The 25095-nt window shown below is 66.3% G+C and carries 23 protein-coding genes; 9 read left to right on the forward strand and 14 right to left on the reverse strand.

Annotated elements, in window-relative coordinates; all coding sequences use genetic code 11:
* Positions 1 to 62: 62 nt before the first annotated feature.
* The 6 genes from ASF87_RS12920 to ASF87_RS12945 form a co-directional block, all read right to left on the reverse strand.
* Entirely contained in the window at positions 63 to 1229 is a 1167-nt protein-coding gene (locus ASF87_RS12920) for an ROK family transcriptional regulator (RefSeq protein WP_056376535.1), read from the reverse strand.
* Positions 1230 to 1251: 22 nt separating this feature from the next.
* Positions 1252 to 2235 carry an acetylxylan esterase gene (locus tag ASF87_RS12925; protein WP_056376536.1) on the reverse strand — a complete coding sequence of 328 codons (984 nt, stop codon included), beginning with the start codon at positions 2233 to 2235 and terminating at the stop codon, positions 1252 to 1254.
* The gene (locus ASF87_RS12930) at positions 2225 to 4660 is read right to left on the reverse strand and encodes a glycosyl hydrolase family 95 catalytic domain-containing protein (protein WP_056376537.1); all 2436 of its coding nucleotides are present in this window, start codon (positions 4658 to 4660) and stop codon (positions 2225 to 2227) included. The genes ASF87_RS12925 and ASF87_RS12930 overlap by 11 nt, the downstream gene beginning before the upstream one ends.
* A 100-nt stretch (positions 4661 to 4760) precedes the next feature.
* Entirely contained in the window at positions 4761 to 5738 is a 978-nt protein-coding gene (locus ASF87_RS12935) for a zinc-binding dehydrogenase (protein WP_042541873.1), read from the reverse strand.
* Between the two features lie 44 nt (positions 5739 to 5782).
* Positions 5783 to 6205 (reverse strand): organic hydroperoxide resistance protein, encoded by a 423-nt coding sequence (locus ASF87_RS12940; protein WP_056376538.1) that lies wholly within the window; start codon positions 6203 to 6205, stop codon positions 5783 to 5785.
* Between the two features lie 47 nt (positions 6206 to 6252).
* Positions 6253 to 6696, reverse strand: a complete 444-nt coding sequence (locus tag ASF87_RS12945) for a MarR family winged helix-turn-helix transcriptional regulator (protein ID WP_056376539.1) — start codon at positions 6694 to 6696, stop codon at positions 6253 to 6255.
* Positions 6697 to 6885: 189 nt separating this feature from the next.
* Between ASF87_RS12945 and ASF87_RS12950 the strand changes: the two genes are divergently transcribed.
* Both ASF87_RS12950 and ASF87_RS12955 read left to right on the forward strand, forming a co-directional pair.
* Positions 6886 to 7176, forward strand: coding sequence for a hypothetical protein (locus ASF87_RS12950; protein ID WP_235558960.1), 291 nt, complete (start codon positions 6886 to 6888; stop codon positions 7174 to 7176).
* A gap of 64 nt (positions 7177 to 7240) precedes the next feature.
* Complete coding sequence (locus tag ASF87_RS12955; RefSeq protein WP_056376540.1) at positions 7241 to 8875, forward strand: DHA2 family efflux MFS transporter permease subunit; 1635 nt, start codon at positions 7241 to 7243, stop codon at positions 8873 to 8875.
* Positions 8876 to 8888: 13 nt separating this feature from the next.
* Here ASF87_RS12955 and ASF87_RS12960 read toward each other — a convergent pair whose 3' ends face one another.
* The 3 genes from ASF87_RS12960 to ASF87_RS12975 all read right to left on the reverse strand — a co-directional run bounded on the left by ASF87_RS12960 (position 8889) and on the right by ASF87_RS12975 (position 12520).
* The gene (locus ASF87_RS12960; protein WP_082508945.1) at positions 8889 to 10091 is read right to left on the reverse strand and encodes an AI-2E family transporter; all 1203 of its coding nucleotides are present in this window, start codon (positions 10089 to 10091) and stop codon (positions 8889 to 8891) included.
* A gap of 181 nt (positions 10092 to 10272) precedes the next feature.
* A complete protein-coding gene (locus ASF87_RS12965; protein WP_056377006.1) occupies positions 10273 to 10533 on the reverse strand; it encodes a hypothetical protein in 261 nt (86 codons plus the stop codon).
* Between the two features lie 607 nt (positions 10534 to 11140).
* Positions 11141 to 12520 (reverse strand): HEPN domain-containing protein, encoded by a 1380-nt coding sequence (locus tag ASF87_RS12975; RefSeq protein ID WP_157550109.1) that lies wholly within the window; start codon positions 12518 to 12520, stop codon positions 11141 to 11143.
* Positions 12521 to 12690: 170 nt separating this feature from the next.
* Between ASF87_RS12975 and ASF87_RS12980 the strand changes: the two genes are divergently transcribed.
* Positions 12691 to 14208 carry a DUF4041 domain-containing protein gene (locus tag ASF87_RS12980; RefSeq protein WP_235558961.1) on the forward strand — a complete coding sequence of 506 codons (1518 nt, stop codon included), beginning with the start codon at positions 12691 to 12693 and terminating at the stop codon, positions 14206 to 14208.
* A gap of 172 nt (positions 14209 to 14380) precedes the next feature.
* On the opposite strand, the gene ASF87_RS12985 is transcribed toward ASF87_RS12980, so the two are convergent.
* Positions 14381 to 14989 (reverse strand): HIRAN domain-containing protein, encoded by a 609-nt coding sequence (locus ASF87_RS12985; protein WP_156153240.1) that lies wholly within the window; start codon positions 14987 to 14989, stop codon positions 14381 to 14383.
* Positions 14990 to 15237: 248 nt separating this feature from the next.
* Here ASF87_RS12985 and ASF87_RS18065 point away from each other — a divergent pair, with 248 nt between their 5' ends.
* Both ASF87_RS18065 and ASF87_RS12995 read left to right on the forward strand, forming a co-directional pair.
* Positions 15238 to 17709 carry a LuxR C-terminal-related transcriptional regulator gene (locus tag ASF87_RS18065; protein ID WP_162238693.1) on the forward strand — a complete coding sequence of 824 codons (2472 nt, stop codon included), beginning with the start codon at positions 15238 to 15240 and terminating at the stop codon, positions 17707 to 17709.
* A 78-nt stretch (positions 17710 to 17787) separates the two neighbouring features.
* Positions 17788 to 17985 carry a hypothetical protein gene (locus ASF87_RS12995; protein WP_056376544.1) on the forward strand — a complete coding sequence of 66 codons (198 nt, stop codon included), beginning with the start codon at positions 17788 to 17790 and terminating at the stop codon, positions 17983 to 17985.
* Positions 17986 to 18236: 251 nt separating this feature from the next.
* On the opposite strand, the gene ASF87_RS13000 is transcribed toward ASF87_RS12995, so the two are convergent.
* The 4 genes from ASF87_RS13000 to ASF87_RS13015 form a co-directional block, all read right to left on the reverse strand.
* Positions 18237 to 18908, reverse strand: coding sequence for a GAP family protein (locus ASF87_RS13000; protein ID WP_056376545.1), 672 nt, complete (start codon positions 18906 to 18908; stop codon positions 18237 to 18239).
* A 10-nt stretch (positions 18909 to 18918) separates the two neighbouring features.
* Positions 18919 to 20568: a SulP family inorganic anion transporter gene (locus tag ASF87_RS13005; RefSeq protein WP_056376546.1), complete on the reverse strand. Its 1650-nt coding sequence runs from the start codon at positions 20566 to 20568 to the stop codon at positions 18919 to 18921.
* Between the two features lie 43 nt (positions 20569 to 20611).
* Positions 20612 to 21247 (reverse strand): mechanosensitive ion channel family protein, encoded by a 636-nt coding sequence (locus tag ASF87_RS13010; RefSeq protein WP_162238694.1) that lies wholly within the window; start codon positions 21245 to 21247, stop codon positions 20612 to 20614.
* A gap of 233 nt (positions 21248 to 21480) precedes the next feature.
* Complete coding sequence (locus ASF87_RS13015) at positions 21481 to 22203, reverse strand: GAP family protein (protein ID WP_056376548.1); 723 nt, start codon at positions 22201 to 22203, stop codon at positions 21481 to 21483.
* Positions 22204 to 22419: 216 nt separating this feature from the next.
* Here ASF87_RS13015 and ASF87_RS13020 point away from each other — a divergent pair, with 216 nt between their 5' ends.
* The 4 genes from ASF87_RS13020 to ASF87_RS13035 are packed head-to-tail and all read left to right on the forward strand — an operon-like array spanning position 22420 to position 25085.
* Positions 22420 to 22911: a DUF1269 domain-containing protein gene (locus ASF87_RS13020; RefSeq protein WP_056376549.1), complete on the forward strand. Its 492-nt coding sequence runs from the start codon at positions 22420 to 22422 to the stop codon at positions 22909 to 22911.
* A 9-nt stretch (positions 22912 to 22920) separates the two neighbouring features.
* Positions 22921 to 23346 (forward strand): DUF6325 family protein, encoded by a 426-nt coding sequence (locus ASF87_RS13025; RefSeq protein WP_056376550.1) that lies wholly within the window; start codon positions 22921 to 22923, stop codon positions 23344 to 23346.
* A 20-nt stretch (positions 23347 to 23366) separates the two neighbouring features.
* Entirely contained in the window at positions 23367 to 23693 is a 327-nt protein-coding gene (locus ASF87_RS13030; RefSeq protein WP_056376551.1) for an SHOCT domain-containing protein, read from the forward strand.
* A 48-nt stretch (positions 23694 to 23741) separates the two neighbouring features.
* Positions 23742 to 25085, forward strand: coding sequence for a DUF1254 domain-containing protein (locus ASF87_RS13035; protein WP_056376552.1), 1344 nt, complete (start codon positions 23742 to 23744; stop codon positions 25083 to 25085).
* Positions 25086 to 25095: the final 10 nt, after the last annotated feature.

Consider the following 25095-nt stretch of genomic DNA (forward strand, 5'->3'; position numbering starts at 1 on the left):
CAGCGGAGGGAGCGGATGCCGACGGCATCCGCTCCCTCCGGTCGAAGAGCTGTGGCCGACGGTCAGCGCACGAGCGACTGGATGGCGGCGGCGGATGCGCCTCGCGCCCAGTCCTCGAACGTGTGGGGCCGGGTCAGGATGCGGCAGCGCGCCGCAGCGCCGAACGCGTGCGCGTCGAACGCATCGTGCAGCGTCTTCTCGAAGAGATCGAAGTCGGAGACGCCCTCTCCGCCGATGATGACGACCTCAGGGCCGGTGAGGTTCACGAGGGTGGCGATCGCCGTGCCGATGAGGCGGGCGGCTTCTCGGAACGCGGCATCGGCGTCAGGGTCGCCCGCATGGGCGAGGGCCACGGCCTCATCGATGGCGATCGGGCGTCCGAGGGCGGCCGATACGGCTGACTCGATCGCGCCCGTCGATGCGGCCGCCTCGACGCAGCCGCGGCGGCCGCACGGGCAGACGAGAGACGGGTCGGCGAGCGGCAGGTGGCCGATCTCACCCGCGACGCCGAACGCGCCGCTGACGACCTCGCCGTTGAGGTGCAGGCCGCTGCCGATGCCGCGTCCGATCGTGACGATGGCGAAGGATGCGGTGCCGAGACCGACTCCGAACCAGTGCTCGCCGATCGTCAGGGCATGGACGTCGTTCTCCACGGTGACGGGCCAGGGAAGGCGCTCCTGCAGGAGGTCTCCGAGCGACACATCGGCCCAGCCCATGATGTTCGACTCGCGCACGATGCCGGTGGAGCTGTCGACGTCGCCCGAGACGGCGACGCCGATGCCGGCGATCGCCGAGGCGCTCGCCCCGAGCTGGGTCTCGAGGGCATCGACGATCTCGGAGATCGTCTCGATCACGGTGCCGGGATCGTCGGCGGGGAGGGCGCGCCGCTCGCTGGCCAGCACGGTGGTCGCGAGGTCCGTGGCGACGGCGATGACCTCGTCGACGTTGACCTTGACGCCGATCATGACCATCGCCTCGAGGACGATGGACACCGGGCTCACGGGCCGCCCGGGGGTGCCGTCGCGGTGCGAGGCCGGCGGTGCATCGACGAGGCCGGCGGCGACGAGCGGGGCGACGGCCTTCGTGACGGCGGCCTGGGACAGTCCGGTCTGGCGGGCGATGTCGATCCTGCTGATGGGGCTGCGCGTCAGGATCGTCTCGAAGACCCGGGATCCCGCGTCGGACGCCGAGCGGATCAGGGTGGTACGCGCTACGGTGTCGTGGTCCATCGGGTCCTTCGGGTCGTGTCGGCTATCGTAGCGAATCCGCCGCGAGGCGGTCGGGCGCGCGCGCACCGAGATGCTCGGCTGCGAACTCCAGCGCGTTCTCCTCGTCGAGGTCTCCGCCGGCTTCGTGTCCGTTGTACGGCCAGAGCACCACGGTCTTGGGGCCGCCGTATGCGGTGAACGCGGGAAGCACCGTGTCGGGTGGTGCGATGCCGTCGAGGAGTCCCGTGCTGAGCAGCGCCGGGGCGTTCGCGCGCTTCGCATGGGTGATGCCGTCGAAATACCGAAGAGTCTCGAGAGCGGCCGGGGTGTCATTGCGACGGTCGGCGAAGTACTGCGTGAGCAGCGCGTACGGATGCTCGGGGCTCAGCACCGCCGCCCGGTCGAGCTCGCAGAGGAACGGGGCCTGCACGATCACGGCGGCAAGGTCCGGCACGAGGCCGGCGATCGCGAGCGCGATCCCCCCGCCCTGGCTCGCCCCGACTGCACCGACTCGTTCGGCGTCGACGAGGTCGATGGCGCGGAGGGCGTCGACGGCTCGCACGGCATCCGCATAGACCCGGCGGTAGTAGTACTCCTCGCGCGAGCGGATGCCGCGGGTGAGGAAACCGCCGGCCGAGGGGCCGCCGTCGGCGTGGTCGTCGTCGGTGTCGCCGTGCCCCTGGCCGCGGGCGTCGACGACGAGGTGGGCGTAGCCGGCCGATGCCCATCGCAGATCGCGCAGTGCGTGGCCACGGCCGTTGCCGTAGCCGAAGAACTGCACCAGCCCCGGAAGTGGTCCTGCGGCGCCGTGCGGCACGCGCAGCCAGGCGCGGATGGGTGTTCCGCCGAATCCTCGGAACGACACGTCGAACACATCGATCTGCGTGAGGCGCGTGGGGTGCGCGGTGACGGTGAGATCGAGGGGACGGCTGCGGGTCTTCTCGATCGTGTCCGCCCAGAAGACGTCGAAATCCTCGGGCTCGGTCTGAGTGGTGGGCGCGTCGATGAGACGCGTCTCACCGTGCACGGGACTCCGCCTCGTCTGCCTCGACAGAGCCGAAACCGTGACGCGCGAGGTCGACCTGCCCGCCGGCGGGCACCAGGATCTCCGCCACCCGGTCGTCATCCGAGACGGTGACGTGCCTGTCGTGGTCACCGGGATTGCGGAGGATGCCGGAGGTCACCCGCCCGCCCACCCAGGCGATGTCGAGCACGAGGCCGGGGCGCACAGCCATGCCCTGGACGTCTCCGTGATCCCACGAGAGGGGGAGCGCGGGAAGCAGGCGGACCGTGCCGCCGTGGCTCTGCACGAGCATCTCGGCGATCGCGGCAGGAAAGCCGAGGTTGCCGTCGATCTGGAACGGCGGATGCGTGCTGAACAGGTTGGGCAGAAGGCCGCCCCACTCCGACCCGTCGACCGGGCCGTGCCGGGTGGCGTCGCCGTCGAACGGGGTGAGTGCCTCCTCGAGCAGCGAGGCGGCGACCTCGCCCTGCCGTGCTCGGGCGCGCAGTGCCACCTTCCAGGCCCACGACCAGCCCATCGCGCCGGGACCGCGGGCGTCGATCAGCCGCACGGAGGCGTCGAACAGCTCGGGGGTGCGCTCGGGTGTCACCAGGTCGAGGGGGAACAGCCCGACGACGGGGGAGAGGTGCCGATGCAGAGGTTCGTGCTCTTCGACCTCCGCGGACCATTCGAGCAGGCGCCCGTCTGAGCCGATCTGCAGAGGTGCGAGAGCTGCGAGCGCCTCTCTCACCTCGGCTTCGAGCGCATCGTCGAGGCCGAGCGCATCGATCGCGACGAGTGCGCGCTCGAACAGCGAGCCGATGAGGCTGAGGTCCGAGGTCGCGGTCAGGCCGAGGGGAGTCGGCCGGCCGTCGGCGGCGACGTAGGAGTTCTCGGGCGCAGTCGAGGGGGAGGCGCCCAGGTGGCCGTCGGCACCCGGCACGAGCCAGTCGAGACAGAATTCCACCGCACCGCGCATCAGCGGCCAGATCCGTGCGCGCAGCAGCTCGGTGTCTCCGCCGAACTCGTACGCGTCCCACAGATTGTGGGTGAGCCATACTCCGCCCATCATCCAGATCGCCCAGCTCGCGGCGCCGTGGCCGTCGCCCACGGGCAGGCTCCAGCCCCAGACGTCGCTGTTGTGGTGGGCGACCCACCCGCGCGCCCCGTAGAGCTCGCGCGCGGTGTCGGTGCCCGTGCGTGCGAGCAGCTCGACGAGCGAGAGGAGCGGCTCGAGCGCATCGGGGTCGAGCAGCATCGGAGCCGCCCAGTAGTTCATCTCGGTGTTGATGTTGATCGTGTAGTTCGACGACCAGGCGGGCTGCAGCTGGTCGTTCCAGATGCCCTGCAGGTTCGCGGCGGGGCTGCCTGCGCGAGAGCTGGAGGCGAGGAGGTACATCCCGAACTCGGCGGCGACGGTCGCGCGCAGCAGAGGGTCGGAGCCGTGAAGGACATCGCGGTCGACGCTCCACTCGCCCTCACGCCGACTGCCGATCGCGAATCGCGCCCGAGTGATGCGTCGCCGGTCGGCGACGTGCTCGGCGAAGAGGGCGGAGACGTCGCGCTGAGCCGCGGTCTCCGCTCTCGCTCGTGCGCGATCCCGGATCGCCTCCCGAGAGGCGGTCCGCCAGTCCCCGTCGGCGTCGGCCCACCACAAACCGGCGCGCGACGATGTGGACAGGGCGATCAGCAGGCGGCGGGCATGGCGGACGATGAGGTGATCGCCGGTTCGACGCACCTCGCCGTCCGAGTCGAGCGACACGGCGACGGCCGCATAGGCATCGAACTCGGTGTCGTCATCGGTGCAGCGCAGGGGATCGACCGAGTCCTCGTGCAGCGGAGCGCCGTCGATCGGCGCCTGGACGTCGAGGACGAGGGCGTCGTGCGCATCGTGCGCATCGACGATGCGACCGCGCAGGGGCGTGGACAGCTCGATGGTCGCCGCGAACTCGACGGTCGAGGTGAGCTCGATGATCAGGACCTGTGCCGGAGCCGAGATCCAGGATCGACGGATGACGTCCCCGTTCGGGGTCCGGAGTGTCTCGGTGAGCGTCGCCGAGTCGAGATCGAGGACGCGGCACGGAGCGGACAGGTCGGCATCCTCATCGGCTTCGTGCACGCGGACGTGCAGGTCGGCGAGGGGCAGGAACTCCTGGGAGTAGGGACCCTCGAAGGCCATGAGGAGGTCCTCGGCGATGCGCACGTCACCGGCGCTGAGTGCCTCGCGAACCGCCGCGAGACGTTCGGGGCCGGCGCCCTTCGCGCGCACGTTCTGCAGTGCGCGCGCGGGGCCGTCGGGTGTCCCCGACCAGATCGTCGAGTCGTTGAGCTGATAGCGACCGCCCGGCCCGCCGAATGACATGGCGCCGATGCGGCCGTTGCCGAGTGGAGTCGCCTCCTCCCACTGGGTGGCGGGGGCGTCCCAGGTGAGGCGCAGTGTGTCGGTCATCGCACTCCGGTGTGTTCGATCGATTTCGATGTCACCGTCAGCGTATGCGGCATTAATTGCCACTGTCAAGTAATGCGCAACACCCTGCGCCTCGCCGAGATCAGAACTTCAGAAGCACCTTGCCCACGCGGCCGGCGGTGTTGCTCGCGCGCACAGCGTCGGCCGCATCTGCGGCGTCGAAGACCCCGGCGACCGGCAGGGTCAGGGTGCCGTCGCTGACGCGCTGGATGAGTTCGCCGAACAGAGCGCCGCGGGTGGCGGCATCCATCGTCTGGATGACCTTGCTGCCCCAGAAGCCCTTGACGGTCGCCTGCTTGAAGATGACGTCTCCCGAGGCGATCTCCATCGTGGGCGAGTTCATGGCGCCGAAAGCGACGAGTGTGCCGCCCTCGCCGAGGAGCGACAGCACGTCTCCCGCAGACGATCCGCCCACGGAGTCGATGCCGAAGGCGATGTGCGCGCCGCCGGTGATCTCGGCGACCTGCTCGCGCCAGCCGTCGTCGTCGGTCGAGACGACGTTCTCGATGCCCTGTTCGCGGAGTTCGTCGACGCCGGCCGAGCGGCGCACGAGGCCGATGACATTGACGCCACGAGCGGCGCCGAGCTGGGCGAGCATGCGTCCGACCGCGCCGTTCGCCGCGTTCTGGACGATCCAGTCGCCCTTCTCGGCCCCCAGGAACTGCAGCAGGCTGATGGTGCTGAACGGCATCGAGACGAGCTGTGCCGCGCTCTCGTCGCTCAGCGACTCGGGAACCGGGATGAGACCTGCGGCGTTCGCGACCACGTACTCGGCCCAGGCGCCGAACGTGCCGCCGGTGGCGACCCGCTGTCCGACTGCCAGGCTGTCGACGCCCTCGCCGAGAGCGTCGACGATGCCGAGGGCCTCGGTGCCGGATGCCGCGGGCAGCTCGGGCTTGAAGCCGTAGGTGCCCCGGATGGTCCAGAGGTCGTGGTTGTGGATCGGCGACAGCACGATCTTCAGCCGCACCTGACCCGGGCCGGGCTCGGGGGTGGGGCGTTCGGTGACGGTCAGAACCTGTTCGGGATCGCCGAAGGTGTCATGGGTGAGTGCGCGCATTGTGTCTCCTCGTGGGATCGATCGTGGGGGATGTTCGGGGTGGATCAGTCGTCGGTGACGGTGATCTCGACGTCGATGTTGCCGCGGGTCGCGTTGGAGTAGGGGCACACCTTGTGGGCGGCGTCCGCGAGTGCCTGGGCCTGTTCGTGGGGGAGGTCGGGGATGACGACCTCGAGCTGCACGGCGAGCCCGAAACCGCCCTCGCCGTTGGATCCGATCTGCACGCGGGCACCGACCGACGAGTCGGAGATCTTCACCTTCTGCGTGCGGGCGACCGACTGCAGTGCGGAGTGGAAGCACGCGGCGTAACCGGCGGCGAACAGCTGCTCGGGGTTGGCGCCGTCTCCGCTGCCGCCCATCTCCTTGGGGATGGCGAGGTCGAGCTCGAGGTTGCCTTCGCTCGTGGCGACGCGGCCGTCGCGGCCGGCTCCTGTGGCGAGGGCCTCGGCGGTGTAGAGAGCTTCCATGGTGTGGATTCCTTCCGGTTGTGGTCAGTCGGCGCGCGGTGTGCGCGTCACGGGTGCGGGGTGGCGCCTGTCTTCTGCAGCCGCCCGGTGAGCTCCTGCAGCTCGGCGATCAGGCGGTGACGCTGGTCGTCGTCCTGCATTCCGGCGAGGGCTGCGATCGTGGTGTGGACAGGCGCGACCTCGGTGCGCAGCGCCGTGCCCGCCTCGGTCAGCCCCACCGTGACGACCCGCTCATCGGCAGAGCTGCGGGCTCGGATCACGTAGCCCGCCTGCTCGAGGCGACGCACGAGGGGGGAGAGGGTGCCCGAATCGAGCTGCATCGCGTCGCCCAGCGACCCGATCGTCTGCTCGCCCTCCATCCAGAGGATCGCGAGCACCAGGTACTGCGGGTAGGTGAGACCCCAGGGTGCGAGGAGGGCTCGGTAGGCCTGCGTCGTCGCTCGGGCTGCGGAATACAGCGAGAAGCACACCATCTCATCGGTCACGGCCATCTCTCAAGCATTGCACACGATTAGATTGTGCACAATCTAATCGTGTTCGAGTCCTCGCTACGATGAGGCCGTGCGGCTCCGTCCCGTCGACCTCGTCGACATCTTCGTCTACCTCGTGGTGCTCGGCGTCTTCATCCAGCTGTTCCCCGAGGTCATCTCCGAGTCATTCCTTCTCGCCTGCTGACGGCGGTGCTGCTCAAGGTCGTGCTCGAGGGAGTGCTCTACGTGAAGAAGCGCATCATGGCGCGCATCCGCGGCACGCACAGCCGCTGGGTCAGAGTGCTGAACGTCGCCGCGTTGCTCCTCGTCCTTCCCGGTAGCAAGTTCCTCGTGCTCGAGATCGTGGCGTGGGTCTTCGGTGACGCCGTGTATCTGGGTGGGTTCTTGCAGGTGACCGCGCTCATCATCGTGCTCATGCTCGCCAGGGGCGGTGTTCGGAGGATCGTCGATCGTCCGGCCGCGGAGACGCACGCCGACTGATTGCGGCTCAGAGGCGGTGAGCAGATTCGTGACACCTGTCTAATTGCTAGCTAGGCTAGTAGTCATGGAACGCTACATTCGCCTGCGCTGGGTGGGCCTGGTCTTCATCAGCATTGCCGTGTCGCTGATCATCGTCGATTCGACGATCGTGAATGTGGCGATTCCGGCGATCGTCGACGATCTGGGTATCACCTCGACCCAGGTGCAGTGGGTGCAGGAGGCGTACACGCTGGTGTTCGCCGCCCTGCTCCTCGTGTTCGGCAGTCTGGCGGATCGTTTCGGACGACGGCGCGTGATGCTCATCGGCGTCGTCGTCTTCGCGGCGTCCTCGGTGCTCGCGGCGTTCGCAGCGGACGGCGGGATGCTGATCCTCGCCCGTCTCGCGCAGGGAGTCGGCGGGGCGATGATCCTGCCGACGACACTGTCGATCATCAATGCGACGTTCCGAGGCCGCGAGCGCGGCATCGCCTTCGCGGTGTGGGGCTCGACGATCGGCGGTATGGCAGCTGTGGGCCCTCTGCTCGGGGGATGGCTGACGACGGCGTTCTCCTGGCGCTGGGCTTTCGGCATCAACATCCCGCTCGGGATCGTCATCATCATCGGGGTGCTGCTCACGGTCGCCGAATCGCGCAGCGATCGGACGTCGAAGATCGACGTCGTCGGAGCGATCCTCGCGGTGATCACGATGGCGAGTCTCGTGTTCGGTCTGATCGAGGGGCGTACCTACGGGTGGTGGCTCGTCGACCAGCGTCTGCAGATCGGCGACTGGACCTGGCCGTCGGACGTGTCTCCGATCCCGTTCGCCTTCGCGCTGGCCGTCGTCGCCCTCGTCGCCTTCATCGCGTGGGGCGTGCACCGGGAGCGCCGCGGCAGGTCGACCCTTCTCGCCCTGCGTCTGTTCTCCATTCCGTCGTTCCGCAACGGCAACATAGCGGCGACAGTGGTGTCTCTGGGCGAGTTCGGCATCATCCTCGCGCTGCCGTTGTGGCTGCAGTTCGTCCTGGGGTTCGATGCGCTGCAGACGGGCCTGCTGCTGCTCGCCCTGGCCGGCGGGTCGTTCGTGGCCAGCGGTGCGGCGGGCGCGGCGAGCGGCAAGATCGCTCCGGTCTGGGTCGTGCGGGCGGGACTTCTGGCCGAGATCATCGGCGTCGCAGGCGTCGGCTTCGTCATCGCCCCAGACGCGTCGTGGGTGCCCCTCATCCCGTTCCTCTTCGTCTACGGACTCGGTGTCGGCCTCGCCACAGCTCAGCTGACGGGTGTCGTGCTCGCCGACGTGCCGGTCGATGACAGCGGCGCGGCGTCGGGCACCCAGTCGACGTCGCGCCAGCTCGGTGCTGCTCTCGGTGTCGCCGTGCTCGGGACCGTGCTGTTCACGAGCACGGCCGGGATCCTCTCATCGTCACTCGATGCACGGGGGCTTCCGGTCGAGCAACGCGATCAGATCGTGTCGTCCGTCGTCGACAGCGCCGGCGCGGCGATCAGCGGGCTCGAGGCGCAGCCCGAGACCGCCGAGATCGCAGACGATGCGAAGTCGGCGTTCTCCGACGGCACCCGGTTCGCCGCGTGGACGGCGGCGGGGTTCCTGTCGCTCGGATTGCTCTCGACGATCTCGCTCGGCGCCGGTGCGGGCGCCAAGCCACGCCGGGACGAGGACGCAGCGGCCGCAGATGCAGCGCCGGGGAGCGGCGCATCCGATTGACGGAGGCCGTGTCCTAGCGGTCGCCTGATCGGAGGTCGCGTGCGGACCGTCGACGCCGGGGTCTCGTCGCAGGTCGCTCCTCTGCGGGGTGCTCCTCTGAAGGAACCGCATTCCGGTCACCGGAGAGCCACCGAAGCCATGTCGTGCTCGGATCGCCTTCGAGCACCAGAGTGCGCACGAGCAGGGTGAGCGGAATGGACAGGATCGCTCCGAGCGGTCCGATGATGAAGGTCCAGAAGATCACCGACAGGAAGCTCAGTGTGAGGCTCAGGTCGACGGCGTCGCTGACGAACTTGGGCTGCACGAGGACCTGCAGCACGACGTTGACGACGCAGTAGACGGCGATGACGCCGAGGAGCAGAGGCCAGTCGCCGACGATGAACGCGAGGATGGCCGGTGGGACGAGTCCGAGGACGAACCCGATGTTGGGGATGAAGTTCGTGACGAACGCGAGGATCGCCCAGACGATCGGAACCGGGATTCCCATCCACCACAGCGCGAGCCCGTCGAGGACCGCGACGATGGCGCCGAAGGTGGCGTTCACGACGTAGTACCTGCGGATGCCGGAGTTGAGGCGCACGATGCGCTCGATCGTCGCACCCTTGCTCGCTGCGAAGAGCACGGGAGCTTGACGGTAGCGGGCGGCGTCGACGGCCATGAAGATGATGTATGCGCACACGAAGAACAGCGCGGTGGCCACGCTGAGCGCTGTGCCGCCGACGCTGCGCGCGACGGCGAGCAGCGTCGCGGGATCGAGAACCGAGGCCGCAGCGTCCGACGACTCCGCGTCCAGCCCGAGGGATCGCAGTGAAGAGATGAGCTGATCCGCGGCGCGGGTCAGACCGCCCTCGGAGGTGAGGTCGCTGATCAGTCGAGCGAACTGCGTCCCCGCGAGCCACAGCAACGCGCCCATGGCCAGGAGTATCAGGTAGGCGAGGGCGATGACGGCTGTCGTTCCGGCCCACCGGGGCCAGCCGCGCCGATCGAGTGGTCGGCGGAGGGGCTCGCAGATCACCACGATCGCGATCGCGAGCGCGACGGGCCCGAACACCTCTCGGGCGAAGTACACCCCGGCGAGAGCGACGGTCGCCGCCGCGAGCGTCAGGAGGACGCGCAGGTTGGGGGAGAGCCCTCCAGCCTCAGCGGGAGCGGGAGTGGGAGCGTGAGCGGTGCGTGTGGGGCCGTGGACGCCCTGCGGCCGACGATTGCGCAGCATCTCACGAATCATAGGTGGTGAGTGGCGCTCCGAGTGATGTCTCAGACCCGGGTCACACCACGGCGCCGCGCTCGCTCGGGGCGCGACGCTCGGACAGCTCGTGACCATGTGCGGTCAACGCGTAGCGGGAGCGTCGAGTGAACCAGTCCGAGCAGTGTCCGGTGCGCCGGTTCACGCGTGACTAGTCGTAGCTGCGGTGGACGTGCCAGCCGTCCGCGCCCCTGAAGACATCGAACACCAGCGACAACCCGTCGTCGTTCGTGCCCTGGAAGCGCCATCCATAGAGCCCGTGATGCTGATCGGGCGATGCGGACCAGATCGAGTGACGCAGGCGCGTAGGGGTGTCGGACACCCTCCACCGGTGCCCGGCGAAGACCATGCGCGACGGAATGTCGTCGACCATCCATAGGGTTGCCGGGAGGTGATCGGTCGTCGGTCGCATGAGTTCAGAATAGAACATAGCTTCGAATGTTGCTACCCTGAACTCAGGCCGGAGAAGGGAGCCGGCATGGGGTCTAGTAAGCGTCTCGCCGCTCACTACGACATGCGATCCCAGCACCAGGCGATCCTCGCGGCCGCTCGATCTGGACACCTCCAGTCCCTGACTGAGCGCGAACTCGCACTTCGAGAACAGCCGGTCACCATCTACCCGCAGCCATACCGTGCAGTCCGCGCGTGGGTCCGGTTCGGGCCGGAGGCCATCCGTGTGGACGCCAAGCTCGCGCGCTCCACGCCATCTGCCGCAGGTATAGAGTTCCGTGCCGGCGACAGCACGTTCCGATGCTGGGTCTGGGGTAACGCCGTGACGGCCGACGACGCCTGACTTCGTGTCGTGCGCTCACGTCGCGCAGAGCACCAACGAGAAAAGCCGCCTGAACCCAGGCGGCTTTTCTCGTGGAGTTGATGTGTGTGGGTTGTACGCGGAAGGTGTTTTCCCGCGTGATTCCGGGGGGGGTCTGGTCGGTCAAACTACCCCAATCCTCTGCGGACATCCTCGTAATCCTCCACTTTGGCCGGCGCCCTGTGGCTGACTGCGAAAGATGGGCCGGTCACGGTCGAATTGGTGGGAGAGAAGGCGCGAGTACTTGCAGGGCTGCGCGATCCTGTGTCTCTTCGGTGAGGCCAAGCTCAGACATCAACACCAAGGTCAGCAGAGATGCAGTGATGTTCTCGAGGACGAAGATGTCCTCGTCGCTTTTGTTGTTCCCAGTGTGGGCGAGGTTATTGCGGGCGTCGCGAAGCGCGCGACTCCATACCTCGATGTCGGGTATGACGGCGGTGACGGCAGCTTCGGAAGGTATCGACACGAGAGAGCTCAGCCGCTCCAGAAAGCTCGGCGCGTTTCGGAGCCGTGCCTTCACCCATCGGCGCTCGTCTGCATCCTCGAGTGATGCGAGCACCCGAGCGCGAAGATCAGTGAACATCTCGGGCGGGAGTTCGGTCTCGTCCTCGCGGATGGACTGGTGAAGGGTTTCTGCGGTGATAGCGATCATGAGAAGGCGAACTTCTGTGAAGTTAGGACGGGCGTACTTCATCCCGAAGTACACGTTGCACGCTTCAGGAGCTCGTCGTCGAAGTGCGAGCCACGCGGGGACGAGTTCCTCGAATGATTTGTCCGCGCAGGTGAAGAGGAACCTCCAGTCAGGTACAGCCGACTCAGTAGGCATCGCCGTGTGAGTTCGAGCGCCGAAGCACTCCACCCGCCGCTCCAGCGAGAGTGACGAGCCGTCACGATCCAGCTGCTCGTTGGGATCCTTGTGGATTAGCGTCAGCGCGATCTGACCGCTGGGCTCTCCTGAGGCCAGGGTTAGCAGGTCCATCAGCTCGAGCACGGGCTTATCGAAGCCGCCAGCGGCGACCGGACGGGGCGCACGGATCACGAGGTAGTTTGAGATCTCGCCATTCACGGTCAGTCGCGCGCGTTGGGCCACGACATGGAAGGGCTGCACCAAAGGTCGGGCTGTGAAAGTCCAACCGTCGACTTCGCAGCTCCGTTCGGAAGGACGCCGGGTCGCTGCGGACTCTACGCCGTCAGTGCCGTCACGCGACACGTGCTCTTGGATCGCCAACCAACTTGATAGGTGCTCGATGGTGACGATGGCGGACTCGAAGACCGCCTCCTCAGGAGCGACGTGGACGCCAACAAGTGCCTCGTGCACATGGATGTCCTGGAACTGGCTGGCAGGACCTCCGAAGCCATCTTGCCGCACGACGAAACAGTCAGTGACGGTTATTCGCTGACCCTCCGCATCGCCGAAGATCGCTGGTACGCGCTCGCTGAGCTGCCGAGAGGTTGCCTTGCCCATATCGAGGCCGCCGATGATCTGAAGCTCGCACCTGCCGTCTTCCTCGACGACCAGTCGACCTGGCACCCGCGCGTCCGGCGACGACGGTAGCCACCAGTAGCCCCTCCACGATTTGCTCACCATGACCACAGTCTGGCGCACTCGCAAGGGCGGGTGAGCTGCGCGAGATCGAGGAGCCGATGGAGTGTGTCGTGGCTGTTAGAGCGCGGGTTGCTTGGCCCAGCAGCCGAGGGCTATTGCGGACGAAACACGGTCCGGCTCCTGTGTAGGAAGCGGTGCGCTACGTTGAGCGAGTGACTGAACAGACTGTGCAGGCCGGTTGGCATCCAGATCCGTCTGGGCAGTTCGAGCAACGGTACTGGGACGGCGCGGTGTGGACGGAACACGTCTTCGCTGCCGGTGCGCAGACCGTTGCCCCGCTGGCGCGCAGCCGCGCAGAGGCTCGAGCGCTTGCATCGTCGCCCGCGGGCGGTTCGGCCCCGGCGCAGAACCCTCCCGTCGTTGAACAGGCCCCGGTTGCGGTCGCCCCGGTGACTGGAGGACAGAACGCGCTGGTTCTCGAGAGCATCCCGCTCGTCGGTGCACGCAAGCACGCCGAGAAGCTCCGCTCGGAGATCGCCCGGCTTCAAGGGCTCATCGACCAGTACGGACTCCAGGAGGTCGCCGCCCTCGACGACCTGAAGCGTTACCTGAACCAGGAAGTCGATGGCGTTCGCGGGCAGGTCACAGCCGCCTCGGCCGAGCTCGCATCGCGTCAAGCGGACATCGCGTCTACGCAAGCCTCGCTCCTGGACCTGCGCGGGGCTGTCGAGGTGCAGGAACTGGGCCTCTACGACTACGAGCATCCCGCCGAGGACTCGGTCGCCTTGGCCACGCAGCTCGAAGCGCTGCGCGCAGACATCAAGACGGCCGTCCGCGCCGGCCGGGCGACGCAGGCGACGAGCAACTTCACCTTCAACAACAGCACGGCCAAGGGCGCGAAGTTCGTTCGCGACATGTCGAAGCTCATGCTCCGCTCCTACAACGCCGAAGCAGAGAACTGCGTCAAGGCCGTCCGTGCCGGGAACCTTGCCACCGCTCAGAAACGCCTCACGACCGCGCAGGAGCAGATCGCTCGCCTCGGCACGATGATCGACCTGAGCATCACGTCGTACTTCCACCAGCTCCGGCTCCGCGAGCTCGAACTCGCCAACCGACACCTCCGCGCCGTTCAAGAAGAGAAGGAAGCAGACCGTGCGCACCGTGAGGAACTTCGAGAGCAGCGCAAGGCTGAGAAGGAACTCGCCGCCGAGAAGGCGCGCCTCGAGAAGGAACGCGGGCACTACGCGAACACCATCGCCGCCCTCGAAGCGAACGGCGATCTCGAAGGCGCGGAGCGCATGCGAGCGCGACTCGCTGATGTCGAACACGCCATCGAGAACGTCGACTACCGCGCAGCCAACATCCGCGCCGGATACGTCTACGTCATCAGCAACGTCGGTTCCTTCGGGCCCGACGTGGTGAAGATCGGCCTCACCCGGCGCCTCGAACCGATGGACCGCGTCAACGAACTCGGCGACGCGTCCGTGCCGTTCCGGTTCGACGTCCACGCCCTGTTCTTCGCTGATGACGCCGTCAGCATCGAAGCGATGCTGCACCAGCACTTCGCGGACCGGCGCATCAACCAGATCAACCTGCGTCGCGAGTACTTCCGCACCACACCAACTGAGGTGCGTGAGGTGTTGAAGGCGCACTCCGTGGAGCTGCTCGACTTCAAGCTGGAACCCGCCGCGGAGGAGTACATGGCGACCCGTGCGCTGCAGGGCAACTAGTCGCCCGCGACCGCCGGGGCGAGGGCTATGCCGTATCTTCGGAGCCAACCGCTGGGAACGACGCGGACGTTGGCCCAGCGTCCCCGCTGCTCGCGGGTAGCAAGGCCGGCATCGATGAGCTGACGCAGTGCAATCTCGAGATGAATAGTTCTCCCAGACCACCGGCGGGTGCCTATGGTCGCAATCTCCCCACGAGGTGCGTGAGAACCCGCTGCTCCGCCGCAATCACTTTCGGGGGACGGGCGGAGATGGCATACGTCGACATCTCCTGGCCGTTGTCGAGGATCTTCGCCAACGAGCGGGCAGCGCCCTTGTTCCAGTACCCACAACGAATCCCATCTTGATAGATCGCGACCGCGTTCGCGTCGAACTCGTTATCCGGCTCTCGAACCAGGCGTGCCGGGCCGATACGAAGGGTGCCAGGTGCGTGCTCGTCACCACGGACGCGCACGCTCCAGATCCCCATACGTCTCAGCACCCGGGACCCAGCGTTCACTAGCCGCCCGGTTGACGTCTCCGCCAGCCACCATTCGCCTCGGAACTCCACCACGTGAAGGTTGGGCAAACCTCGGTCGTCCAGGTGCACGAGCTCCTCGGCCTCATCCGCTGATAGATACGGCGAGACGTAGCCGTCGGGAGGCCCTCCGGCCGTATAGGCAGAGACCGTGATTCCCGACGCGGTCTCGCGCCGCGACGCGAGAACCGGCTTGACGGGGGTTCCGGCGCGGCCCGGGCTCACCGCCGGTGGTCGTCGCCGCCCGATCCAGTCGAGTAGACCCATGGTTGGAGACTAGCCGAGCGTGATGCTCGTCAGTGTGACGCGTATCGGTCACGGTCGTCGGCATGCTCCAGGCCCGTGCAGCATGCCGAGCCTCGCGTAGGAGGTCGTCGAGCTGGCCGCGAGCATTCACGCTGTTCCTGACGTGCTCGAAGGGACCGACCGGATAAAGGCCGCAGAAAGAACAGTCGAAGTTGCTCCAACACAGGGCGATGAGATCCGGCCCGGGCCCGCGCACCGATTCGGTAAACGTGACCATAGACGCCGATATACCGGATCGCTACGCTCGGCTTATGAGCTTCCCGGGGGGAAAGTCCTGTCGTCGTCTTGGTCATCGAATCGAGAGGCCGCGTCTCTTGGAGCCCTTCCAAGACCTCGAGCGAGGCGGGCGGATCGTGGCGCTCTGGGCGCCGGCCGGCGCTGGCAAGACGGCTATTATCGGCCAGTGGATCGACACCCTCGATAGGCCGGTGGAGATCGTCGACTGCTCGGAGGCAGCGAGGGTCACCTCCGCCATCTGCGAGGTTCGCGCGGGCAGCCGTTCGCATCTGGTCCTCGACAGAGTCGAGCTGGCGACGGCCGCCACACGTGCCGAGATCCTTCAACTGCTCGAGGACACGACCGCCACCGCGGGTATTGTCCTCGCCGGGCGATTCGATCCGTTCCCGGTTTCTCCATCCCGCTGGGTGGTCACGACAGAGATTCGTGAAGCAGACCTCGAATTCACCCCTGCGGAGGTCCATGAGTTCTTCGGGATCGACGCGGCCGACGCTGACCATGTTCGGAAGATCCTCGCCGTCACCCATGGATGGCCGGTAGCGCTCGCGCTATTGAGCCGGCTGGCCCAGGAGGCGGAGATGGGCGATGTCTTGTCGCGCTTCAACGGGGACAGCCGACCGATCGCCGAATACCTCGTTCACGAGCTCTTGGACCGTCTTCCCCCACCCCAGAGAGACGTCCTCGTGTGGTCTGCCGTGGCGCGAGAGGTACCCGCTTTGCTCCTCGACGAGCTCACGGAGCACAACGATGCCGCGGGGATCCTCGACCACCTCGCCCGCTCGAACACTCTCGTTGCCGTCGAGTCCAACTCGTACGTCTTCCATCCACTGCTCGCGACGTTCCTTCGTGCCGAGCAGCGACACAGGGATATCGAAAGGGCGCGTCAGGGTCACGCCCGCGCCGCCGAGTGGTTCACCCGGCACGGTGATCTCCGCAGCGCACTAGACCAGTGGGAACACGCGGCTGACCAGGACGCTCTCGCGGCTTTTCTCGATGCGCATGGATACTCCCTCATCTTCCAAGGCGAGTCGGGTGCCGTGATGCGTGCGGTGCGTGCCCTGCCATCTCGCGAACGTGAGCGGCTGGACGCGGACATGCGACTGCTCCTGGGTGTTCCGCACTTCGACGACCGAAACGCGGCGCGTCGGCGACTTGCCGCCCGCACCGCTGCACGTCGAGGAACGAAGTCTCCGGTCGACGAGATCGTCGACAGGCTCTGGGCGCACGCCTCCGGGGAGGACGTCGTGAGCATCCCGGCAGCTGTCGGTCCCAGCGACACTCCTCTCGCCGTTGACGTCCAGGCGTTCGGCGATATCGCCGACGCGTGGGTGCACGAGGATGCGCGTGAGAACGATGGTCGACTTCGTAAGGCGGAACGGCTCATCGCGCTCGGGGCTCACCTGCGCTCGACCGGCACTGAGCGCTGGCTCAGGCTCCTCGCGCTGGAAAGCGCGCTTTCGGTGGTAGCGACGGCGGGGCAGTGGATCGACGTCGAGGCCGTGTTTCTGGCCCTCAGCAAGGAGCTCATCGATGACGCTGACGCGGCCGATGGCGTCGCTGCCCGCGCCGCGTTCGCAGTTGCCGCGCAGGCCTATCACCAGGGCCGGGCCCTGCCAGTGGCATCGCTGAGGCCTCTCATAGACAAGAGGGAATCGCCTGTCGAGGGAACGATGCAGCATCTCGCGCGCGTACTGCTCGCCCTGGACGCTCTGGAACGACACCCCGGACACGAGACCCTGAACGCTCTGACCACCGTGATGGAGGAAGACCTCGCCGACTCGATGCCCAGCGTCGCCTACGCCGTCGTGCCGTGGATGTACGCCGCGATGTGGCACGGCGATCTGACCCTCGCCGACCGGATACTCTTCCGTGTCCGTCGCGTGCTCGGCTCAGATCGCCTTGAGACTCTGACGGCCGCGTTCATGCGTCGACCATCTCGCGAGACGGAGATGCTCCTTCGAAGAGGTATCGAATCAGGGGCGATGAAGGTCAGCCCGCTCACCGTGAGCTACGCCTGGGTCTATCTTGCGACCTACGCGGAACAGCATGGCAAGAAAGCCGCCTCGACAGAACGCGTGCTGAACGCCTTGATGGCCGCGGCGCCCCTCGGCGCGATCCGACCCTTCCTGCAGGAGGGCAACCAGCCAGCCCTCTTGCTCCGCGCACGTGCTGACAGGTTGGGGTCGTGGCAGTCGTTCGCAGACACAGTCGTCGACCGTGCGGCGATCCCGGTTCCTGAGGCCACGAATCTGCCGGCGTTGACATTGCGGGAGCGAGAGCTGGTGAGGGAGCTGCCGGCGCATCAGAGCCTTGCCGATATCGCGACTGAACGCCAGGTGAGCATCAACACCGTGAAGTCGCAGCTTCGCAGCATCTACAGCAAGCTCGGGGCAGCTAATCGGGCAGAAGCGGTCGCGGCTGCCCGCGAGCTCGGATTGGTTTAGAGCAGTTCAGGCCCTTCACCCTCCTCGGGTGAAGGTATTCGTCGAACTGGTCACGAGAATGAGTCCTGGAGGTGTATCGTGCCGCACTACGAGATCCGGGTCGCAGCGCCCGCGACAGAGATCCTGGTCGCCACCGTTCCCGAGATGCTCGTGATCAGCGTCAGCGATGGGTCGCTGTTGGTCGGCGAGCTCCGCGATCAGAGTGATCTGCAGTCGCTCCTGAATCGCGTGTCGGACCTGGGAATCGAAGTCGTCGAATACCGCAAAGGCTCCTGACCGTAGTCGGCGCTCACTCATCCGATCACCGCCGCGCTCGGAATGCAGCCGTCCTCGGGATGTCGGCTGTCTGATCGACTTCGGCTACCGTCCGCCTTTCGTCGAGGGCGTCTGTGGCGGTGTCGCTGAGCGGTCCCCGGTGACCCATCGCAGCCAGGTCATACGTGGGTCCCCTTCGAGGACGAGTGCTCGGGCGAGGAGGGTGAGGGGGATGGACAGGATCGCGCCGAATAAACGAGACGCTCGCCGCGTCAGAACGAGCCGATGCCCTTGCCGATCAGCACGACGCCGATGACGAGCAGAAGGACCGCCATCACAGTGGAGTTGTTGTGGACGAGCCAGGTGCGCAGGCTTCCCAGTGGTCCGGTCATGCGCTGTGACGCCACAAGGTACGCGATCACGGGAACTGCGACGGTCGACGCGGCGATGACGGTGAAGATCGCAATCACGAGCGTTGTGTCGCCGACACCGAGGTCGCCGGCACCGATGGCGACACCCGCCGCGACTCCCATCAGGAGGTTCTTCGGGTTGAGGCCGGAGAGGGCGAAGCCGAGCAGGAGCCCGCGGCCGGCCGTCATGGAATCGATTGCCGACATCCAGTTCGGCAGCGGCGGCTCCTTGCCACCCTGCGGGCGGGCTCGCCACTGCTTGACCGCCAGCAGAAGCAGCAAAGCGCCGAGCACGATCTTGATGACGCCGGCGATGGGCTTCGAGGCGTCATTGTCGCTCTCCGGGATCAGCGAGGAGAGCATGGTGAAGACGACCACAGCGACAACGACGCCGAGGATCCAGCCGATGAGGAATCCGACGCTGGTGCCGCGCGCCTTGGGGGAGAGCAGCATGAGGATCGCGGCGATGATGGGGATGGGGCTGATAGCTATGCCGAGCGCGAGGGGCAGAATCTCCCCGATGACGGAACCCATGGTGTTCTCCTTATTCGGATGCTGCCGGTCCGGACAACGCAACGAGCGCTGCCCGGTTGGTGGGATAGATCGCCTCGTCGCGGACCAGGCCGAGCGTCTTCATCCTCTCGAGGATCTGCTGGCGGGGACGACTGTAGGCGAGCTCCACCGAGTTCGCGGCGAGCCACGTCTTGAGCGATTCGAAGGCTTCCGCGCCCGTGACGTCGACGTCAGTCACGGCTTCGAGATCGAGCACGATGTGGTGGGCGTCGGGTGTCGCAGTGACTGCGCGCTTGACGGCATCCGAGAACACGGATCCGTTGGCGAAGAACAGCGGAGCCGCCAGCCTGATGACGATCACGCCGGGCGCCGTGGCGGTACCCGCGGGCGCCGGATCCAACAGGGAGGAATCAGGGCTGTCGTTGGCGGCGAGGACGTCGATGGCAGGGGATGAGGCTCTCTTGGCGAGATTGATGAGAGCGAGGACGAATGCGATCACGATGCCGGGGATGGCGCCGATGAACAGGGTCGCGAGGAAGCAGACCGCGCCGACGACGAACTCGAAACGATCCTGCTTCCAGAGCTGAATGAAGTCGCGAGTTCCGAGCAGAGGAAGGATCGCGATGCCGACGATGGCTCCGATAGCGGGTGAGGGTATGTGTTCGAGAAGTGCCGTTCCGAACAGCAGGAGCAGCAGCGTGCCGACGGCGGCGACGACTGACGGCAACTGCGTGCGAGAGCCTGCCTGGTCCATCGCCGCAGTGCGTGAGGTGGACGACCCGACGGAGAACCCTCCGGTGGTTCCCGCGGCTATGTTCGCCGCGCCGAAGGCGAACAGGTCACGGTTCGGGCGCGTGGTGTAGCCGCGCTTCTCGCCGTAGCTGCGCGCGACGAGCAGGCCTTCCGCCATCGTCACCATCGTCAGAGCGATGGCCGACGGGACGAGGGCCAACCACGTCGCCCAGTCGAGCATCGGCCACGTGAGCGTTGGCGGGCCGGCCTCGACCACCCCGAGCACTGCGACTCCCTGCTGCTCGAGGTCGGTGATGACGACCACGACTGTCGAGACGATAAGCACGATCAGCGCCCACGGAACGGCTCGCGCGACCTTCCGACCGACGACAAGTATGACCACAGCTGCCGCGGCGATGAGCACGGACCACCCGTTCAGAGTCGGGAGGCCGGTGATGAGCCCGATCACCTTGTCGATGAATTCCCCGCCCGAGTCGATCTTCACGCCGAGCATCTTCGCGAACTGGCTGGCCAGGATGTCGAGAGCTAGCCCGCCGACGAAGCCGATCAGGATCGGCTTGGACAGGAAGTTGGCGAGGAACCCGAGTTTGAAAATAGAGGCGAGGATGAACATGACACCGCAGATGATGGCCTGCGCGAACGCCATCGTCAGGTAGTCCTCGCTCCCTGCGACGGCAAGACCTCCGATGGACGACGCCACCAGCGCGGCTGCAGCGGCATCGGGCGAAGCGACGAGCTGTCGAGAGGTGACGAGCAGCGCGTAGACGATGGCAGGGACGACGAGGGCGTAGAGCCCGGCGGTCGGCGGGAGTCCGGCGATCTGCGCATATCCGATGTTCAGAGGCACTGCGATGGCCAGCAGAGTCACCCCCGCGATTGTCTCGGTGGCGGCGTTGCGCCAGGTCAGGCCGGCGAAGGGTCGTTGCATGCCGCGGCGCTCCTTGCTTTCTGGTGATGATGCGTCCGACATCTCACAGCTCCGAGGGCGGGACGAGAGGAGGCGCGGGGATATCGGAGGTGACCACAGCGTCTACGCCGGCGGCCGCCAGCGCGTCGGCGATAGCCCGTACGACGGGGGATGAAATCGCGGGCGCGGCGACCGGGTCATGCCAGAAGCGAACGAGCAGAGTCAGACGCTCCGGTTCGGCACTCTGAACGAGAACGGTCACCGGCGGCGCGCTGCGGATCCCGACCACGGCCGCGGTAGAGCTTGTGACCAGTTCAGTGATCTCGTCGAGCTGCGAAGCCCCGGCGCGGCTCCGCACGAGGATATCGGAGCGTCGCTGTCCGAGCTCGGAGTGATTGACAAGCAGGTTCTCCAGCAGCGTCGCATTGGGGACGTGCACCGTCCGGCCATCGCGCGTGATGATGACCACGCTTCGTCCGTTGAGCTCTCGGACGGTGCCGACGTAGTCGTCGACCTCGATCTCGTCGCCGACCTTGATGGGGTGGCGGGTCTGCAAAACCACTCCGGCGGCGAAATTCGCGCTGATTCCTCGCAACGCAAGGACGACAACCGCCGCGACGATCAATCCGATGGCGATCAGCGGCTGCACGGATGCGCCGAGGAAAGCGAAGGCGACTCCGACACCCGCGAGCAGGATCACGTATCGGACGATGCGGGCCGTGAGGATCGCAGCTCCCTCGGAGATGCCCTGGAGCTTCCGAAGGACCGACAATGTTGCCCGCTTCGCGAAGATCGAAATCACCCACGCCGCGACAATCGAGATCACTGCGAAGGCGATGTCCCAGCCGCTGATCGTCGGTGCGCTCAGCAGATCGCTGATGGCGGGGGGGTGTCGTGTTCACGGGGACACCTGCCATCGGCTCCGTGTTGTGCTCAATACGCGAGGAATACCGATACCGCCTTCTGCAATTGCAGCACCGCGATCACCAAGACGAGCGCGGCGTTGAGAACACTGGTGTGACCAGCTATCCAGGCGCGGATCCGCGTCAGCGTGGGAGTCGCCGATTCGCCCTTGGCGAGAACCAGGACGACCGGGATGCCGATGGGTAGCACTGCGATCAGGCCGAAGACCACCATGACGAGCAGAGACGTCGTGGCGTCGAGGTTGGCCACGCGCACGTCAAGCGCCGCGAGAATCGCGCACGAGAGATCGACGGGATTCAGGACGAAGATTCCGAACCCGAGCGCGAGCGAGCGTCCAGGCGTGAAGGTCTCGACCGACTTCAACCAGCCCGGCAGTTGAGGGGCCGCTGCCGTGACATCGCCAGGTGAGGATGCGCGAGCCATCGCACGCGCATGAGCCTGTCCACGGCGATAGATCCAGATCGCGCCGACAACCAGAAGGATCCCGAGGAGCAAGCGCAGGATCGGAACCCACAGAGGCGGAGCTTGCCGTTCGTGCACCTCGAAGAACCCGAGGACCATGAAACTCGCCGACAGGCCGAGAGCGACGCCCAGAGCCCACCCGACGAAGAACATGAGTCCGTTCACCCGTGCCCGTCGGGACAGCAGCACAGCGACCAGCGCCATGATCGCGAGGGGGCTCATCACGATCCCGAGGGACAGCGGCAGCAGGGACAGCACGAGATCTGTCATCGGTCACCGCCCTCACTTCGCGTCGATGGTCTCAGTGTGTCTCAGGACGGCGGGAGCATTTCTCACCCTTATCGGGTGATTGGAAAGCCCTAGCGCTCCGGTTGCTAGCGATCCTGTTTCCGCGTGCCTATGTTCGATGCCAACGCGGTCCTTCCGACCGTGTCGAGCCGACGAGATCATTTCGACCTCGTCTCAGGTAAACGGAGAGCGCCCCACATGTCAGATCTGATCGTCATCGCTTACGACAACGAAGCTCAGGCAGAAGCCGCGTACAACGAAGTCCAGTCGCTGGAGAACGACCTCGTCGTCGAACTCGCCGGTCTCGCGCTGGTCAAGGTGGACGGTGAAGGAAAGACCCACGTCGAGTACCCCGGAACCACCGGAAAGATCGGCGTCGGCGCGGCAGGTGGTGCACTGTTCGGCACTCTCATCGGAATCCTGTTCTTCGTCCCGTTCGCCGGCCTGATCTTCGGCGGGCTCTTCGGCGCCCTGTTCGCCGGCCTCGACAAGAGCGGACTCGACGCGCAGTTCCGAGACCGAGTGAAGAGCACCGTGACCGCGGGTAAATCGGCCGTCGTCATCTACGCCGTGAAGCTCACGGAAGACAAATTCGCGGCGGCACTCGCACCCTACGAGGGCACCGTAGTCCAGACGTCCCTCTCCGAAGAGGACGAGAAGGCCCTCATCCACGACCTCGACGCGAAGTAGGAGAAGACGATGCCCGACCTTGAATACGGTCCTGTCGAACTGATCCTCGTCGGGCTGGCCAGCGCCGCCCCGGAGCCGAGACTCCGGGCGGCGCTCGCCGACGTCATCGAGTCCGGAACCGTCAAGCTGGTCGATCTCGTTCTCGTCTCTCACGACGCCAGCGGCGAGGTGCAGATCACCGAGATCGAAGATGTGTCGGACGAGTACGGTTTCGGGGAGATCGAACTCGAAGCCACCGGAATCGCCGCCCACGACGACATCCTGGCCCTCGCCGAACAGATCCCCGCCGGAACCTCCGCGGCCGTACTCGTCATCGAGCACACGTGGGCGCGTCGGCTCGCGTCGGCGTTGACGGATTCGGGAGGACTTGTGCTCGCGACGGAGCGTATCCCCGCTCCCGTCGTGAACGATCTCCTCACCCACCTGCGTGACTGACTGACTGAATCGAGATTCTGATGCCACTTTTCAACCGATTCGGACGACCTGGCCTCCTCGGCCTTGCGGCCCGGACCGCCGTCGTCGCAGGCACCGCGACTGCTGTTTCCGGCGCCATGCGCGGCAGCCAACAGCGGAGGGCGGAACAAGCCGCCGAAGCTGATGCCTATCAGGCGCAGCAACAGCAGGAAGCGGTTCGATATGCCGCTGACCAGGCGGCGCAGCGTCAACCCGCATCCAGTGGCGGGGACACCCTCGGAGAACTCGAGCGACTCTCGTCCCTCCACCAGCAAGGCGCCCTCACCGATCAAGAGTTTCAGGCAGCGAAGGCGAAGATCCTGAACTGACGCCGGTCTCGGCCGCAGTTGACACCTACCGACACCCTTGGAGGGCAAATGAGTACCATCGACACCGACACCGGGAAGGTCACACAGGCGTACCTCTACGGGTTCCCGCTCGTGTTCAACCTCGACCAGATCACGCGATATGTCACAGAAGGCGTCGGGGCGAACCCCGCAGCTCCGTTCAACACGTTCAGCCACGCACGCGCACTCGCGGGCCCTGCAGATACCTTCGTCACCATCAACAACGACACCGTCTACTCGATGGCTCAGCTCGACCTCAGCGTCGGACCCGTCGCCCTGCATGTGCCCGACACGGCCGGGCGGTACTACGTGCTCCAGTTCGTGTCCGCCTGGACCGACAACTTCGCATACGTGGGCCACCGCGCCACCGGAACCGGTGAGGGAGACTTCCTGCTCGTCCCTCCGGAATGGGACGGTACCGCGGATGCAGGCGTCACCGTCATCCACTTCCCAACTCTCGTGGCGTCCATCGTCGGTCGGTGGGCGGTCGCGAGCGACGACGATCTCCCCGTCGTGCATGCACTCCAAGATGCCACCACACTCACGCCACTCGACCCGAGCGCGATCCCTGCGGGTCTCGCCATCCCGGACACAGACGTGCCGGCGGAACTGCTGTTCCTCGAGAAGCTGCGGATCTGGTCCCAGCAGTTCCCTCCCGCTGAGCGGGACCGACCGCTCCTGCAGAGCCTTGCACCCCTGGGACTGGCCGTGGAAGGAGAGTCGCCGTACGCCGGGCTCCCGGCTGACACCGTGGCTGCGCTGGCAGGTGGCCTCACACACGCGAAAGACGCTCTGCACACGGCCCTCGTCTCCGGCCATTCGCCCGAGGTCAACGGATGGAAGCTGACGTTCCACGCGTTCGATTACAATCTCGACTTCTTCGAGGTCGGAGCCCTTGACGATGACCGGTTCAAGATCCAGGATCCGAAACTGCGAATCGTCGAGCGTGCGGCGGCCGCCATCGGCGGCCTCTGGGGAAACCACCCCTATGAAGCCGCGTACATCATGACCTACCTCGACGATCAGGGCGAACAACTGACAGGCTCCCGCAATTACACGTTGCGGCTGGACCCGCCACCTCCCGTGAACGCGTTCTGGTCGTTGACGATGTACTCGGTCCCCGACTTCTACCTCATCGAGAACCCCATCGACCGGTACTCCATCGGAGACCGCACCCAGGGCATCGTTCTCGACGACGATGGGGCACTCACCATCACCATCAGTCACGAGAAGCCCGCTGATCCGAAGGCCGCAGCGAACTGGCTGCCCAGCCCCGCCGGCGACTTCCGCCCTGTCATGCGCATGTACGAACCCGACGCCTCGGTCCTCGACCAGAGCTACGTCGTCTCGGCAATCACCCGCATCGCCGACTGAAAGGCCTCCC

The organism is Microbacterium sp. Leaf161 (assembly GCF_001423645.1).
Classification (GTDB): Bacteria; Actinomycetota; Actinomycetes; order Actinomycetales; family Microbacteriaceae; genus Microbacterium; species Microbacterium forte.